We start from the raw sequence: 14,076 nt of genomic DNA on the forward strand, positions 1-14,076 counted from the left end.
AGGTCAGGCAATGCATCGAGAAAGTCCCGCGCAAGCGCGCAAGGTCCTGGGCGTGGTCGGGACGTCGGGCAGCGGCAAGACCACGCTGCTGGAATTTCTCATCGCCCAGCTGGCGGCGCAGGGCCTGAAGGTCAATGTCATCAAGCACAGCCACCACGACCTGGAGCTGGAGCCGCCGCGCAAGGACAGCGCCCGCCTGCGCATGGCCGGCGCGGCCGAGGTGATGGTGGCGTCGCCGTTCCGTGTGGCAATTATCCGCGAGTTGCGCGGCGCGCCCGAGCCGTCGCTGGACGAGCAGCTGGACCGCCTGTCACCCGCCGACCTGACCCTGCTGGAAGGGTTCAAGTCCTATCCCATCGATAAGCTGGAAGTGTACCGCGCCGAGTCCGGCCGCGATCCGCTGTATCCGCACGATGTCCATGTGATCGCCGTGGCCTCGGACCAGCCGCCGCCGGCCGGCTTGCGCGCGGGCGTGGCCTGGCTGGACCTGAACCAGCCCGACACGGTGCTGGCCTGGCTGCGCGGCCATCTGAAAAAATATTCATTAAACGCCTAAAGTTGCTGCCGAAACGTCCGTAAATAAGGGATACGCCTTACTGGAGGATCACATGGACGTTACAGGTATTGCTCAAACCGCAACGACGATCGCAGACACTGGCACCAAGCAAGCTGTCGGCATTGCCGTATTGAAAAAAGCCCAGGATATCCAGGCCTCCAGCGCATCGGCCCTGATCGAGGCGATTCCGCCGGTGCCATCGGCGCCGAATCTGCCCGCCCACCTCGGCAACACCATCAATACGACCGCCTGAAGCGGTTGTTCCGCGGCCCGTTCCGGCGCCGCACCAGCCCACTGCGCGCCGTCCGGTGCGCGGCGCGGTCGTGCAGATTTTTAATTCCAGTCAACACACAGATGCGTATCGGCGTTAATGCTGGTACGCTGCGTCTGCTTGTTTGGATATAAAATCAACCTCGACCCCTTTGGAGATTTACCATGAATAAACGTCAAGCCCTGATCGCCGCCGCCCTGGCCACCGTATGCGCCGCCAGCGTCGGCTCCGCCGCTGCCGCCGATGACAAGGAAAAATGCTACGGCGTCGCCAAGGCCGGCCAGAACGATTGCGCCGCGTCCGACGGTTCGCATTCGTGCGCCGGCCAGGCCAAGGCGGACAATGGCGCCGTCGAGTGGAAGTATGTCGCCAAGGGCACGTGCGAGAAAGCCGGCGGCAAGACCAAACCGCCAGCCAAGTAATCGCGGTCGCCGCCAGCGGAGCCATGGCCGTGTCGCGTGAGCCCTTGGGCGTCGGCGTGGGATTGCGGGCTCCGCACTACAGGCGGTTTGTCGAGCAGCGGCCGCGCGCCGCCTGGCTCGAAGTCCATACCGAAAATTATCTCGATCAAGCCGGCTGGGACTGGCACGTGCTGCAGCAATTGCGGCGCGATTATCCGATCAGCCTGCATGGCGTCGGCCTCGGACTGGGCTCGGCGCGCGGGTTTTCCGAATCGCACCTGGAGCGCGTGCGCGGACTGGTGGCGCGGGTGGAGCCGGCGCTGGTGTCCGAGCATCTGTGCTGGGGCGCCGTCGGCGACCGCCAGCTCAACGACCTGTTGCCGATCACCTTGGACCGCGCCGCGCTGGACGTGCTGAGCGCGCGCGTCAGCCGCGTGCAGGACGTGCTGCAACGCCGGATCCTGCTGGAAAACGTCTCCACCTATGTGCGCTTCGATGCCGACGCGATGAGCGAGGCCGAGTTCATGGCGGCGCTGGCGGTGCGCACCGGTTGTGGGCTGTTATTGGATATAAATAATTTATATGTTAATCAGCGCAACCACGGCGAGGATGCGCTGGCGGCGCTTGCAGCCATCCAGCCCGGCATGGTGGGCGAGCTGCATCTGGCCGGGCATCTGGAGACGCCGCTGGCGGTCATCGATCACCACGGCGATGTGGTGGCCGAGCCGGTGTGGCGCTTGTACGAGGCGGCGCTGGCGCGCTTCGGTCCGCTGCCGACCTTGATCGAGTGGGATACCGATATCCCGGCGCTGGAGGTGCTGCTGGGCGAGGCGGAGAAGGCGTGCGTGCTGCATGCCGCCGCGCTTGCGCCGGCACGCGCGACCGTCGCGTCGCCCGCGCGATGGACGCCGGTCGAGGCCGAGGTCGACGCCGCAGGCAAGGGCTTGTACGCGCGCGAAGACGCGCCTGCGCTCGCCGCCAGCCAACAGCTGTTTGCCAGCGCGCTGTTCGATGCGCGCGAGGCCGCGCCGGCTTTGGCGCAATTCAAGGGCGAGCTGGCGGCGCGGCGCTTCGACCTGTATCGCGGCAACCTGACCTCGACCTGGAACAAGACGTTGGCCGCCGCCTATCCCGTACTGCTGGCGCTGGTCGGCGAAGAATTCTTTGGCGGCCTGGCGCAAGCCTATGGCCGCGCCCATCCGTCCGACAGCGGCGATTTGAACCGCTTCGGCGCGCACTTCGCCGCCTTCCTGCAAGACTTCCCGCATGTGGCCGAATATCCCTACCTGCCCGACATGGCGCGGCTGGAGTGGGTGCTGCACCGCGCGCACTACGCGCCGGCGGCGGATGGCGTGACGGCGCGGCAGATCGCCGCGCTGGCGCCGGAGCAGGTCGAAACCGCGCGGCTGCGGCTGCATCCTGCCTGCCAATTGCTGGCGTCCGAGTGGGCGGTGATTCCGCTGTGGCAGGCGCACCAGCCGGACGGCGGCGTTGGCTTCCCCGAAGCGATGGCCGCGCCGTGCCAAGGCCTGGTCACGCGGCCGCACTGGAAGGCGCAGGTGGTGCCGCTGGCGCGCGGCAGTCACGCGGCGTTGACGGTATTGGGGCGGGGAGGGGAGTTCGGCGCCGCGCTGGACGCCGCCTTCGAGATCGATGAAAACTTCGACGTGGCCGGCAACCTGCAGCACTGGCTGGACCACGCCCTGATCGTCGGGATAGACGGCTGATCAGGCCTCGGGCTTGAAGGCGCGCAGCACCTTGGCTTCACCGGTCAGGTCGCGGTGCAGTCGATTGGCGACGGCGGTCAGTTCGATCATGCGCTCGATGTGGGCGTCTTCGAAGCGCGCCAGTTCCTCGGTGGCGGTCAGCAGCGCTTGCGCCAGCTTGGCGCGGGCGGCCTGGTAGGTGGCGCCGTTGTACTGGTCGGTATTCTTGAGCAGCTCCTCGGCGTTTTCGATCACTTGCCGCAAATCGTCGAGCAGTCTTTCCTGGGTCGTGCTGTCTGGTTCAGGACCGTCCATGACGTCCCCCTAAAAACTGGTTTGAAAAAGCCGGGTGGCGGGCTATCCCAATATAGCGATGGCACCGCCCGCCGGTTTGCGAGGCGTCAAACGCGCCATCCGGCAGACTCGCGGCTGCTCTTTCAGCTTAGTTCGTTATTGCCCAAATGCAAGATAAATCACGCGGCGCCGACGCTGATCCGGACGTCGCCCACGCTCACTTGCTGGCCGGCGCGGATCTTGGCGGTCTTGCGCAATTCCTGCTTGCCGTCGACCTTGACCTCGCCGCTGGCGACCAGCATCTTGCCGGCGCCGCCGCTGTCGCACAGGCCGACCAGCTTCAATAACTGGTTAAGTTCGACAAATTCCCCGCTCAATTCAAAACTGACTTTCTGCATTTTATCCTCTGTTGCCATGATGTGAAATCGGCGTTCACGCCCACTGTGGCTAGTGTAGCGACATTCCGACAGGCCCGCAGTTTACCCTATCGAATCACATTGCTATACGGCAAAGAAATTGCTATTCTAAAGGTGACTGCTGAAGTTTTGAGCAGGTCGTAGCGCCCTGTAGCGAGTTGCATCATGAACAAGCTTTCTCTGGCATTGGCGATGGTGGTTGCCCCGCTGGCAGGCGAGGCCGGCGCAGCCGCATCCGACCCCTTCGGGGCTCAGCCCGCTTCCCCCGGTTTTGAAAAACGCGCCAACGCGGCGCTGCTGTTCGACGCGGCCGACCGCCAGGCGGCGTTCGCCGATTCGCTGCAGAGCGAGGGCGCGCAGCGCTACGCGGCGTTTGCCGGCGCGCCACGGCTGCACTTCGGCGCCTTGCCGGACAACATGGGCCTGCTCGATCCGCTGGGGCCGATGTTGAACGAGCACAGCAAGCGCTTCCTGAGCAGTGCGGAATTTGAAAAGAAAATGGGCCGCGCGATCGGTATCCTGACCATCGGCGTGTTGCGCGAGACCGGCTCGGTGCTGGGCACGCAGCACAGCCCGGCGCTGGCGCTCAACACCCGGCCGACCACCACCTTCACCTCGCTCTCGCTGGGTTATGCGCTGTCGCCGCGCAGTTCTCTGATGGCGATGGCTTCCTACGGCAAGACCGACGGCATCGGCAGCCCGGACAGCCTGCTGTCGCAGGTGACGTCGGTGCGCACGGTGGCGTTCAGCGTCGGCTATGTGCGGCGCCAGCTGTTCACCAGCAACGACCGCTTTGCCGTGACCTTGTCGATCCCCGCCAAGGTGCGCAACGGCTCGCTCGAATACAGCGGCCCGGTGCAGGCCGGCGATCCCGGCGCCCCGGCGTTCGGCGCGCCGACCCTGAACCTGCGGCCGACCGCCACCGAGCGCGACCTGGAGTTCGGCTACACCACCATGTTCGGCCGCGACGGCCGGCACGGCAAGCTGACCGGCGCGGTGATGTTGCGCGTCAATCCGGGCCACGACGCCAACGCCCGGCCGGACTGGCTGACCGGGGTGCGCTATTCCTACGGTTTCTGACTAACCCTTGGCGCCCGGCCGGGTCATCGCCAGCGGCACGATCCACTGCTCGAACTGCTCGGCGGTGACATAGTCCAGCGCCAGCGCGGCTTCCTTCAAGGTCGTGCCTTCGTGCTGGGCTTTCTTGGCGATGCTGGCCGCCTTGTCGTAGCCGATGTGCGGCGCCAGCGCCGTCACCAGCATCAGCGAGCGCTCCATCAATTCCGCGATACGCTCCCGGTTCGGCTCGATGCCGTGCACACAATGCTCCTCGAAACTGCGCATGCCGTCGGCCAGCAGGCGCGCGCTCTGCAGGAAGTTGTGGGCGATCAGCGGCTTGTAGACGTTCAGCTCGAAGTTGCCGGAGGCGCCGCCCATGGTGATGGCGACGTCGTTGCCGAACACCTGGCAGGTCAGCATGGTCAGCGCTTCGCACTGGGTGGGGTTGACCTTGCCCGGCATGATGGAGCTGCCCGGCTCGTTTTCCGGGATGGTGATTTCACCGAGGCCGGAGCGCGGGCCGGAGGCCATCCAGCGCACGTCGTTGGCGATCTTCATCAGCGCGGCGGCCAGCGTTTTGAGCGCGCCGTGCGCGGACAGCAGGGCGTCGTGGCCGGCCAGCGCGGCAAACTTGTTGTCGGCGCTGCGGAACGGCAGCGACAGGTGGTGCTCCAGCTCGGCGGCGATGCGGTGCGCGTATTCCGGGTGCGCGTTGAGGCCGGTACCCACCGCGGTGCCGCCGGCGGCCAGCTGCAGCACGCCGGGCAGGGCGGTGCTGATCGCCTGCTCGGCGAAATCGAGGTGGGCGACATAGCCGGAGAATTCCTGGCCCAAGGTCAGCGGCGTGGCGTCCTGCAGGTGGGTGCGGCCGATCTTGACGATGTCGGCGAAGGCTTCGGCCTTGTGGTGCAGGCTGTCGCGCAGTTGGCGCAGCGCCGGCAGCACGTTGCCGGCCAGCGCCTGGGCGGCGGCGACGTGGATCGCGGTCGGGAAGATGTCGTTCGACGACTGGCCCTTGTTGACGTCGTCGTTCGGGTGCAGCTTGCGGCTTTCGCCGCGCACGCCGTTCATCAGCTCGGAGCCGCGGTTGGCCAGCACTTCGTTCATGTTCATGTTGGATTGGGTGCCGGAGCCGGTCTGCCACACGGCCAGCGGGAATTCGCCGGTGTGCTTGTTGGCCAGCACTTCGTCGGCGGCCTGGGTGATGGCGATGGCTTTCGGGCCTTCCAGCAGGCCGAGGTCGAGATTGACGCGGGCGGCGGCGCGCTTGACGCTGGCGAGCGCGTGGATCAGCTCAGCCGGCATTTTCTCGGTGGAGATGCGGAAGTGTTCCAGGGAGCGCTGGGTTTGCGCGCCCCACAGTTGTTCGTCGGGGACGTCGATCGGGCCAAAACTGTCGCGTTCGCTTCGGGTGCTCATGATGGTTCCTTCGTGGGGAGGGGAATAGTGTGCATTTGATAATGGCGATTTAGTGTAGCGCAGTTTGCAAAAATTATCCTAGGGCTACAAAATCGTGAAAATCAGCCGTTATAGGTATTACACTTTAGAATTCGCAGCTAAGCGACCCTGACATGCGGCACAAGCCTTTACACAATTCGATCCGCGCGCTGGCCTGCGCTGCGCTGTTGGCTTCGGCCGCCCAGGCGGCGGAGCTGGGCGACATCGCGCCGCGCTCGTATATCGGCCAGCCGCTGGCGGCCGATATCGAGCTGGTGGCGCTGGCGCCCGATGAAATCAATGGCTTGCAGGTGCGGCTGGCGCAGGCCGATGTGTACCGGGGCGCGAATGTGACGATGAATCCGGCCTTGTCGTCGGTGCGGATGGAGGTGGTGAAGCGCGACCAGAAGCAGTTTTTGCATGTGACGACCACGCGCGCGGTCAATGCGGAGTATGTGCATCTGTACGTGACGCTGGGCGCGGCGGGGCGGCAGGACGTGCGGTTGGCCACGGTGTGGTTGCAGGCGGATCCGAATCCGGCGCCGCCGCCGGCACCGCCGGTGCCGCTGGCCAGCGCGATGACGCCGGCGCAGGCGGAGCAGATTGCGGCGCAGGCGCGCGCGGAGCGGGAGGCGGCGGCCAAGGCGGCTGCGGCGGCTGTTGCGGCGGCGCCGGTTGCGCCGCCGGTGCGCGATCGCACGCGGCCGGCGCCGATGCCGTCGGTGCATGAGTCGGAGGTCGGGGCGCCGGGTGCGTTGCGGGCGGCGGTCACGGCCGCGCCGGAACCGGTTCGGCGGACGCCGCCGGCGTCGGTGCGGGATTTGCCGGAGCGTATAGCCGGGGTGCTGGTGACGCCGGGTGGTAAGCCGGTGAAACCGTCTGCCAGGCCGGAGGATGTGTCGGCAGAGGGGGCGGTGCCGTTGCCGGTGGCGCAGGCGTTGTTGCCGCTGCCGCCGTTGCCGCTGCCGAAGGGCGTGAAGCGGCCGGCCAGTCCTGCGGCCTGCGCGCCGACCGGCATGAGCGCCAAGGAGTGCGTGGCGCTGGATAATCATAATACGGCGTTGTCCAGCAAGCTGGTTGAGCTGGAGGGGCGGATGAAGGTGTTGCAAGGCGCTGTGGGTGGGGCGGGGGCGCGTGCGACTCGCGCTCCGGCCTCGCTGCCGGCCCCAGCCCCGGCTCCGGCAGCGCTGGTAGCGGCTAGCGCAGCAAGTGCGGCAACGCACGCGAGCGCGGCAGCTCCGGCAGCAGCTCCCGTTCCGGCTAAAGCAGTAGCTCACGCGAGTGTGGCGGTCCCGGATAAAGCGCAGGCGAAGACGGCGTCGGCAGCGTCAGCGCCAACGGCACCAGCAGGGGCAGCGTCGTCATCTGCACCAGCGGCGTCAGCGCCGGTAGCGGCGCCGTCCGGCGCAGCGGCGAAGGCAGTTTCTGCTGCGGCCAGCGCATCCGGGCGCATGGAGCCGGAGGCGCACGCGGCCAAGGCGTCGGCGTCGGCATCGGTACCGGCGTCAGCCTCAGCCTCAGCCTCAGCCGCTAGTGCGTCCGCGTCCGAGGCCGCGCCGGTCCCTGCCAAACAGGTGCGCGTGTTGCCCAAGCTGAAGTACAAGAAAGAAAAGCCAGCCGAGAAGCCTGCCGATTACACGCTGCCGCTGGCGGCCGGCGGGGTGGGATTGCTGGCGCTGGCCGGTGCCGGCCTGATCTACCTGCGCAAACGGAAGGCCGGCAGCGGTCCGCTGAAGATCTGGCAGGGCTTCCGCAAGAAAAAAACCGCCGAGCCCAAGCCGGAAGAGGCCCAGCCGCTGCACGAGGTGACGCCCGAATCGCTGATGCAGTAATAAGCTTATAACGGCAAGCTCTGTCTGCGCTTCAATAAACTGGGGTATAGTATTCGACGCTAATTTCCCACCATTGAAAGCGTCCCATGACCGCAGCAGACCTCCCATCCCAGCATCAAGAGCAGTACCAGGCATTCAAACAACTTGGCCTCAAACTCGATATGTCGCGCGGCAAGCCGGCGCCGGAGCAATTGGATTTGTCCAACGCGCTGCTCGATGCGCTGGACAGCTACAAGGCTGCCGACGGTACCGACGGCCGTAACTATGGCGGCACCATCGGCCTGCCGGAAGCGCGCGACCTGTTCGGCAAGCTGCTGGACGTGCCGGCCGCGCAAGTGGTGGTCGACAGCAGCGCCAGCCTGTCGCTGATGCATGACGTGATCATCTACGCGCTGCTGAACGGCACGCCGGGCAATGCGCCGTGGGTGCAGCGGCCGGTGACCTTCCTGTGCCCGGTGCCGGGCTACGACCGCCATTTCGCCATCTGCGAGGCGCGCGGCATCAAGATGATCAATGTGCCGATGACCGAGGAAGGTCCGGACATGGATCTGGTGGAAAAACTGGTGGCCGAGGATGCCAGCATCAAGGGCATGTGGTGCGTGCCGAAGTACAGCAATCCGGGCGGCGTGGTGTATTCGGATAAAGTCGTGGCCCGCCTGGCGGCGATGAAAACCGCGGCGCCGGACTTCCGCCTGATGTGGGACGATGCCTATCGCTTCCATCACCTGGGCGAGCAGAAACTGGAAGTGGCCAATATCCTGGATGCTTGCGCCCAGGCCGGTAATCCGGACCGCGCGATCGTGTTCGCGTCGTCGTCCAAGGTGACTTGGGCGGGTTCGGGGATTGCCGCGCTGGCGGCGTCGCCGGCCAATATCGCTTGGTGGACCAAGCATTCGGGCATCCGCAGCATCGGCCCGGACAAGATCAACCAACTGCGTCACGTGCGTTTGCTGAAGGATTTGCCGACCGTCGAGGCGCTGATGGAGCAGCATCGCCAGTTGCTGAAGCCGAAGTTCGAGGCGGTGCTGGCGCAGTTCGAACACTATCTGGGCGACGTGCCTGGCGTGTCGTGGACCCGTCCGCAGGGCGGCTACTTCATCGATCTGGTGACGCCGGAAGGTTCTGCCAAGCGCACCGTGGCGCTGGCCAAGGATGCGGGGATCACGCTGACGCCGGCCGGCGCGGCTTTCCCTTATGGCAACGATCCCAAGGATAGCCATATCCGCATCGCGCCGAGCTTCCCGTCGCTGGACGAGATCACCAAGGCGGCGCAGGGGATTGCCTTGTCGCTGCGCGTGGCGCTGGCCGGCTAGAAGCGCCAGACGTAAAAAAAGCGCCTGCGGGCGCTTTTTTTCATTTGGGCCGGGCGCCTTATTGACGCGACATGCCTGGTACGGTGTTCATCCAGGGATCGGTCACGTCGCGGATTTCGCGGTCGTTGGCCAGGATCTGTTTCAGCAGGTCGATCTTGCGCAGGCGCGGGGCGCCGCTCGCTGCCGGTACGCCGGTGCTCACAGCGCGCGCTTCGGCGGCGCATTGGCTTTCCAGTTTGCTCAGACCGTCCCAGTCACCCATACGCGCGGCGGCAGCCATTTGATTGGTCAAACCGGCAATGTTTTCGTACATCGAGAGGACTTCGGTGGAGGTCATGTTCTCACCCTGGCTAAGTTTAATCAGTAAAACGGATTACCGCATGTCCAGATTAACGTCGCCTTAAACGGGAACTTTAGGGTCTTTTTGAAAAATAATTGAAAAAAGTCGAAAAAAAACCGCCGGGCTTGAAAAACGGCGGTTTAGTTGTCTTCCGGGTAAGCTGGTTTATTTGACCAGCTCCTCCAGGCCAGCGCTCAGCTCGTCCGGTGACGGCATGTCGTCGATCAGCGCGTTGTCTTCCAGGCCCAGTTCCTCGGCCAGTTCGACCGGGTAGCAGGCGGCGATTTCCTCTTCGCTCAGCTGGGCCTGCTCGACGCGGGCGCGCCAGGCGGCCAGCGAGACCACGGCGGCCAAGCGGTTCAGCTCGCCGTTGTGGTGCGGTTCCGGGAAGGCGGCGATGGTGTCGGAGAAGGTCTGCGGGAATTTCCAGCGCTTGGCCAGTTCCGCGCCGACGTCGGCGAAGGTGTAGCCGAACGATGCTTGTTCCGCATCCAGGCGGCGCGAGTCCATCGGGCCGGCGACCTTGTCGAGCGCGATCGCCTGTTCGGCCGCTGCCGAGTGGATCACCAGCTGGCCGATGGCGTGCATCATGCCGATGGTGAAGGCGAGGTCGGTGTTTTCCTTGGTCTTCTTGGCGATCCATTTGGCCGACACCGCGGTGTGCAGGCTGTAGCGCCAGAATTGTTTGAGATCGAGGCCGGGCACGGTCTTGAAACCGCTGACCAGGCCGGAGCTGATGACCAGCGTGCGGACCGTGACGAAGCCCAGCATCAGGACGGCGTCTTCCACCGTGCCGATGCTGCGCGAGACATGATAGTAGGCCGAGTTGGCCAGACGCAGCAGCTTGGCGCTCAGCACAGGATCCGTCGACAATTTCTTCGCGATCTCTTCGGTCGAGACGCTGGCTTTGTCAAAACTGCTGATCAGCTCTTCCACGACTTTAGGCGCGGTGGGCAACGCAGTCGGATTCTGGAACAGGGCATCAAGTTTCATATTTATCTCCTCGTTAATTAGCGCGTTGCTATAAGCTAACTATATAGGGATTCCTCCCATGACAGAAGAAATTTACAGCGCGAACGTATCTTTTCTGCGCGTGGCGGGGAGAGATATTTAACCTTGGGGCGTTCATGCTGGTTCTCCTTGCGCGACAGGCGAACGACTACCAACGCCAGAAGGCACGAAAACAGCGCCCTCCCTATATACTCACGGCATGGAAAACCACGACATCGAACAGATCACGCAGACCACGCTGCAGCACTACGAGCGCACGGCCGAGCAGTTTTTTGCCGGCACCATCGACCATGACGTGAGCCAGAACATCGCCGCCTTGCTGGATGCGATCCAGGCGACCGCGCCGTACCGCTTGCTGGACCTGGGCTGCGGGCCGGGGCGCGACCTGAAGACCTTCAAGGACCTGGGCCATGAACCGATCGGCATCGACGGCGCGGCGCGCTTCGTCGAGATGGCGCGCGCCTACAGCGGTTGCGAAGCGTGGCACCAGGACTTCGTGCAACTGGATTTGCCCGCCGATTATTTTGACGGCATCTACGCCAACGCCTCGCTGTTCCACGTGCCGAGCGCGGCGTTGCCGAAAGTGCTGAGCGACTTGCATGCCGCATTGAAAACCGGCGGCGTGCTCTTCAGTTCCAATCCGCGCGGCGACAACCGTGAAGGCTGGAACGGTCCGCGCTATGGCAGCTATTACGACTACGAAACGTGGGAGCGTTACCTCACCGCAGCAGGTTTTATCGCTGTCCAACATTACTACCGTCCAACTGGATTGCCGCGCGATCAGCAGCCGTGGCTGGCCAGCGTCTGGCGCAAATCCTGATTCCCGAACTGCGTTCGCGAGCGCACAGAACAGCAGCGAATGCCGGCCTATAGTGGGGCCCATGCATGCAGCACAAAGCTGTATGTCCTGTAGCTTCATCACCCACCAAGGAGTGCATCATGAACAAGGACCAAATCAAAGGCAAAGCGAAAGAAATCGGCGGCAAGATCCAGCAAGAAGCTGGCGAGCTGGTAGGCAGCTCGGAGCAGCAAGCCAAGGGACTGAACAAACAGGCTGAAGGCAAACTGCAAAAAGGCCTGGGCGACGCCAAGGAAGCCGTGAAAGACATCACCAAAGGCAACCGCAATTAATCGCGGGCCCGCATAGAAAAACAGCCGCTTGCAGCGGCTGTTTTCACTTGGGGGGTCTTGCCTAGTTCGTTTCCGGCTTCAAGTTCTTCTTGAAGAAGGCCTCGATGTTGCCGTACACATGGCGCTGCGGCGCGCGGCCGGCGATGCCGTGCTTGCCGCCCGGATAGGTCATCAGCTCGAAGTGCACATTGCGCTTGACCAGCGCGTCGATCATGCGCGTGGTGTTGGTGAACAGCACGTTGTCGTCGGCCATGCCGTGCATCAGCAGCAGCGGCGATTTCAAGCCATCCAGATGCGAATAGACGCCGCTGTATTCATAGCCGGCCGCGTTTTCTTTCGGCATGCCCATGAACTGCTCGGTGTAGTGGGTGTCGTACAGCGACCAGTCGGTCACCGGCGCCACCGACACGCCCATGGCGATCTTGTCCGACGCTTCCGCCAGCAGGCGCAAGGTCATGAAGCCGCCGTAGCTCCAGCCGAACACGCCGATGCGCTTGGCGTCGACATAGGATTGCTGGCCCAGCCACTCGATGCCGGTCAGCTGGTCTTCCACTTCCACGCGGCCCAGTTGCTTGTAGTTGGCGTCGGTGAAGGCGCGCTCGCGGCGGAACGAGCCGCGGTTGTCCAGGCGCCAGACCACGAAGCCCTGCTGCGCCATGTACTGGTCGAAGAAGTTGCCCCATTTGCGCGCCACGTGCTGCGAGTGCGGGCCGCCGTAGGTCGACAGGTAGACCGGGTATTTCTTCATCGTGCTGAAGCCGCTCGGCTTGATCATCGAGTAGTACAGCGTCTGGCCGTCCTTGGCCTTCAGCGTGCCGTACTCGGTCTTCAGGTGCGCGTCCAGGTACTTGCCATATGGGTGAGACGCGTTCAGCTCGTTGTGCTCCAGCCAGCTGATCATCGCGCCGTCCGGACGGCGGATGCTGACCTGCGGCGGCGTGTTCGGATCGGAGTAGGTGTCGACGAATACTTCGCCGTTGCGGGCGAAGGCCGAGTCGTGCCAGCCGTCGCCCTGGGTGATGCGGGCCGGCTTGTCGGCGGTGCTGCCGTCCAGCTTCAGCGCGTAGGTCTGGCTGTCGACCACGGCGTCGCGGTTCGACTGCACGAACACGCGGCCGTTCTTTTCATCCAGCGCCAGCAGGCGGTCGATGCCCCATTCGCCCTTGCTGATGGCGTGCACCAGCTTGCCGTTCATGTCGTACAGGTACAGGTGCTTGCGGCCGCTGCGCTCGGACGACCAGACGAAGCCCTTGCCGTTGCCGAGGAAACGCAGGTCGTCGAAGATGCTGACCCAGGTCGGCGACGTCTCGGTGATCAGCACGCGCTGCGCCAGCGTGGCGGCGTCGACCGACACCAGTTCCAGCGTTTTCTGGTCGCGGCTCTGGCGCTGGAACAGCAACGCCTTGCTGTCGCCGCTCCAGTCGGCGCGCACCAGGTAGATGTCCTGGTTGGCGCCGAGGTCGACGTTGCGGATCTCGCCGCCGTTCGGCGCAACGATCTTCAGCTGCACCAGCACGTTCGGATCGCCGGCCGCCGGGTAGCGCTGCTCGACCACCTCGGTGCGGTCGGCAAAGATCTCGAAGCGGCGCACCACCGGCACCGGCGCTTCGTCGTAGCGCTTGTAGGCGATGGCGGAATCGTCCGGCGCCCAGTAGTAGCCGGTGGTCTGCGCCATTTCTTCCTGCGCCACGAACTCGGCCTCGCCGTTGTGGATGGTGCCGGCGCCGTCGGCGGTCAGCTGCTTTTCCTTGCCGGTGGTCAGGTCGATGACGTACAGGTTCTGGTCGCGCACGAAGGACACGTAGCGGCCCTTCGGCGAAATCTTCGGATCGAGCACATTGCCGGAAGCGACCATGCGCGCGGCGTCCGGCTTGCTGACCTCGATCAGGTACAGGTTGCCGGCGATCGGCACCAGCAGCTGCTTGCCGTCCGGCGACCAGCTGTAGCTCAGGATCCCTTTCAGGCTGGCGGTGCGCTCGCGCTCGCGGCGGGCCTTCTCGGCGTCGGACAGCTGCTCGTTCGGCACCAAGATCTGCGAATCGACCAGGCGGTGCGTGGTCTTGTCCTTCAGGTTGTATTCCCACAGGTCGAGCTGGAACTGGTTGTCTTCGCGGCCGCGCAGGAAGGTCACGCGGGCGCCGTCCGGCGACACTTTCAGGCTGCGCACGCCGGGGCCGCTGAGCGACGGGTCGCTATGGATGCGGTCCAGGGTGAGTTTTTCGGCGGAAGCGTTGGCGCCGGCCAGCAGGGCGAGGAAGCAGAGTATGAAGCGCATGAAGGGTGTCTCTAGTTAGGCGGAATCCAAGACG

At 64.5% G+C, this 14,076-nt stretch carries 16 protein-coding genes; 9 read left to right on the forward strand and 7 right to left on the reverse strand.

Annotation, left to right across the window (positions count from 1 at the left end; translation table 11 throughout):
* Positions 1-10 precede the first annotated feature (10 nt).
* The 4 genes from mobB (at position 11) to ACEN9F_RS26460 (ending at position 2,955) form a co-directional block, all read left to right on the forward strand.
* The gene (mobB, locus tag ACEN9F_RS26445) at positions 11-556 is read left to right on the forward strand and encodes a molybdopterin-guanine dinucleotide biosynthesis protein B (RefSeq protein WP_413424917.1); all 546 of its coding nucleotides are present in this window, start codon (positions 11-13) and stop codon (positions 554-556) included.
* A 52-nt stretch (positions 557-608) separates the two neighbouring features.
* Entirely contained in the window at positions 609-809 is a 201-nt protein-coding gene (locus ACEN9F_RS26450) for a YjfB family protein (protein ID WP_413424919.1), read from the forward strand.
* Between the two features lie 182 nt (positions 810-991).
* Positions 992-1,249 carry a DUF2282 domain-containing protein gene (locus ACEN9F_RS26455; protein ID WP_413424921.1) on the forward strand — a complete coding sequence of 86 codons (258 nt, stop codon included), beginning with the start codon at positions 992-994 and terminating at the stop codon, positions 1,247-1,249.
* Positions 1,250-1,272: 23 nt separating this feature from the next.
* Complete coding sequence (locus ACEN9F_RS26460) at positions 1,273-2,955, forward strand: DUF692 family multinuclear iron-containing protein (RefSeq protein WP_413424923.1); 1,683 nt, start codon at positions 1,273-1,275, stop codon at positions 2,953-2,955.
* On the opposite strand, the gene ACEN9F_RS26465 is transcribed toward ACEN9F_RS26460, so the two are convergent.
* Positions 2,956-3,249 (reverse strand): DUF883 family protein, encoded by a 294-nt coding sequence (locus ACEN9F_RS26465; protein ID WP_413424925.1) that lies wholly within the window; start codon positions 3,247-3,249, stop codon positions 2,956-2,958.
* Positions 3,250-3,407: 158 nt separating this feature from the next.
* Positions 3,408-3,626 carry an RNA-binding S4 domain-containing protein gene (locus ACEN9F_RS26470; RefSeq protein WP_413424927.1) on the reverse strand — a complete coding sequence of 73 codons (219 nt, stop codon included), beginning with the start codon at positions 3,624-3,626 and terminating at the stop codon, positions 3,408-3,410.
* Positions 3,627-3,809: 183 nt separating this feature from the next.
* On the opposite strand from ACEN9F_RS26470, the gene ACEN9F_RS26475 reads away from it, so the two are divergent.
* Positions 3,810-4,724 (forward strand): hypothetical protein, encoded by a 915-nt coding sequence (locus ACEN9F_RS26475; RefSeq protein ID WP_413424929.1) that lies wholly within the window; start codon positions 3,810-3,812, stop codon positions 4,722-4,724.
* Here the strand turns inward: ACEN9F_RS26475 and fumC are convergent, their stop codons facing one another.
* Both fumC and ACEN9F_RS26485 read right to left on the reverse strand, forming a co-directional pair.
* Entirely contained in the window at positions 4,725-6,122 is a 1,398-nt protein-coding gene (gene fumC, locus ACEN9F_RS26480; protein WP_413424931.1) for a class II fumarate hydratase, read from the reverse strand.
* Positions 6,123-6,246: 124 nt separating this feature from the next.
* Positions 6,247-7,158: a hypothetical protein gene (locus ACEN9F_RS26485; RefSeq protein WP_413424933.1), complete on the reverse strand. Its 912-nt coding sequence runs from the start codon at positions 7,156-7,158 to the stop codon at positions 6,247-6,249.
* A gap of 565 nt (positions 7,159-7,723) precedes the next feature.
* Here ACEN9F_RS26485 and ACEN9F_RS26490 point away from each other — a divergent pair.
* Positions 7,724-7,972, forward strand: a complete 249-nt coding sequence (locus tag ACEN9F_RS26490) for a hypothetical protein (protein ID WP_413424935.1) — start codon at positions 7,724-7,726, stop codon at positions 7,970-7,972.
* A gap of 86 nt (positions 7,973-8,058) precedes the next feature.
* Positions 8,059-9,285, forward strand: a complete 1,227-nt coding sequence (locus tag ACEN9F_RS26495; protein WP_413424937.1) for an aminotransferase class I/II-fold pyridoxal phosphate-dependent enzyme — start codon at positions 8,059-8,061, stop codon at positions 9,283-9,285.
* 58 nt (positions 9,286-9,343) lie between these two features.
* Here ACEN9F_RS26495 and ACEN9F_RS26500 read toward each other — a convergent pair whose 3' ends face one another.
* Positions 9,344-9,622: a flagellar protein FliT gene (locus ACEN9F_RS26500; RefSeq protein WP_413424939.1), complete on the reverse strand. Its 279-nt coding sequence runs from the start codon at positions 9,620-9,622 to the stop codon at positions 9,344-9,346.
* Positions 9,623-9,790: 168 nt separating this feature from the next.
* Positions 9,791-10,618 carry an HDOD domain-containing protein gene (locus tag ACEN9F_RS26505; protein WP_413424941.1) on the reverse strand — a complete coding sequence of 276 codons (828 nt, stop codon included), beginning with the start codon at positions 10,616-10,618 and terminating at the stop codon, positions 9,791-9,793.
* 217 nt (positions 10,619-10,835) lie between these two features.
* Here ACEN9F_RS26505 and ACEN9F_RS26510 point away from each other — a divergent pair, with 217 nt between their 5' ends.
* Positions 10,836-11,456: a class I SAM-dependent methyltransferase gene (locus ACEN9F_RS26510; protein ID WP_413424943.1), complete on the forward strand. Its 621-nt coding sequence runs from the start codon at positions 10,836-10,838 to the stop codon at positions 11,454-11,456.
* Between the two features lie 119 nt (positions 11,457-11,575).
* Complete coding sequence (locus tag ACEN9F_RS26515; protein ID WP_413424945.1) at positions 11,576-11,767, forward strand: CsbD family protein; 192 nt, start codon at positions 11,576-11,578, stop codon at positions 11,765-11,767.
* 61 nt (positions 11,768-11,828) lie between these two features.
* Here the strand turns inward: ACEN9F_RS26515 and ACEN9F_RS26520 are convergent, their stop codons facing one another.
* Positions 11,829-14,042, reverse strand: coding sequence for an alpha/beta fold hydrolase (locus ACEN9F_RS26520; RefSeq protein WP_413424946.1), 2,214 nt, complete (start codon positions 14,040-14,042; stop codon positions 11,829-11,831).
* Positions 14,043-14,076: the final 34 nt, after the last annotated feature.

Origin of the sequence: Duganella sp. CT11-25, assembly GCF_047302815.1 — a bacterium.
Taxonomy (GTDB): Bacteria; Pseudomonadota; Gammaproteobacteria; order Burkholderiales; family Burkholderiaceae_D; genus Rugamonas.

Coding starts and splice junctions, on each gene's coding strand:
- mobB (WP_413424917.1), top strand. CDS start 11: ATGCATCGAGAAAGTCCCGCGCAAGCGCGCAAGGTCCTGGGCGTGGTC.
- ACEN9F_RS26450 (WP_413424919.1), top strand. CDS start 609: ATGGACGTTACAGGTATTGCTCAAACCGCAACGACGATCGCAGACACT.
- ACEN9F_RS26455 (WP_413424921.1), top strand. CDS start 992: ATGAATAAACGTCAAGCCCTGATCGCCGCCGCCCTGGCCACCGTATGC.
- ACEN9F_RS26460 (WP_413424923.1), top strand. CDS start 1,273: ATGGCCGTGTCGCGTGAGCCCTTGGGCGTCGGCGTGGGATTGCGGGCT.
- ACEN9F_RS26465 (WP_413424925.1), bottom strand. CDS start 3,249: ATGGACGGTCCTGAACCAGACAGCACGACCCAGGAAAGACTGCTCGAC.
- ACEN9F_RS26470 (WP_413424927.1), bottom strand. CDS start 3,626: ATGCAGAAAGTCAGTTTTGAATTGAGCGGGGAATTTGTCGAACTTAAC.
- ACEN9F_RS26475 (WP_413424929.1), top strand. CDS start 3,810: ATGAACAAGCTTTCTCTGGCATTGGCGATGGTGGTTGCCCCGCTGGCA.
- fumC (WP_413424931.1), bottom strand. CDS start 6,122: ATGAGCACCCGAAGCGAACGCGACAGTTTTGGCCCGATCGACGTCCCC.
- ACEN9F_RS26485 (WP_413424933.1), bottom strand. CDS start 7,158: ATGCCGGTCGGCGCGCAGGCCGCAGGACTGGCCGGCCGCTTCACGCCC.
- ACEN9F_RS26495 (WP_413424937.1), top strand. CDS start 8,059: ATGACCGCAGCAGACCTCCCATCCCAGCATCAAGAGCAGTACCAGGCA.
- ACEN9F_RS26500 (WP_413424939.1), bottom strand. CDS start 9,622: ATGACCTCCACCGAAGTCCTCTCGATGTACGAAAACATTGCCGGTTTG.
- ACEN9F_RS26505 (WP_413424941.1), bottom strand. CDS start 10,618: ATGAAACTTGATGCCCTGTTCCAGAATCCGACTGCGTTGCCCACCGCG.
- ACEN9F_RS26510 (WP_413424943.1), top strand. CDS start 10,836: ATGGAAAACCACGACATCGAACAGATCACGCAGACCACGCTGCAGCAC.
- ACEN9F_RS26515 (WP_413424945.1), top strand. CDS start 11,576: ATGAACAAGGACCAAATCAAAGGCAAAGCGAAAGAAATCGGCGGCAAG.
- ACEN9F_RS26520 (WP_413424946.1), bottom strand. CDS start 14,042: ATGCGCTTCATACTCTGCTTCCTCGCCCTGCTGGCCGGCGCCAACGCT.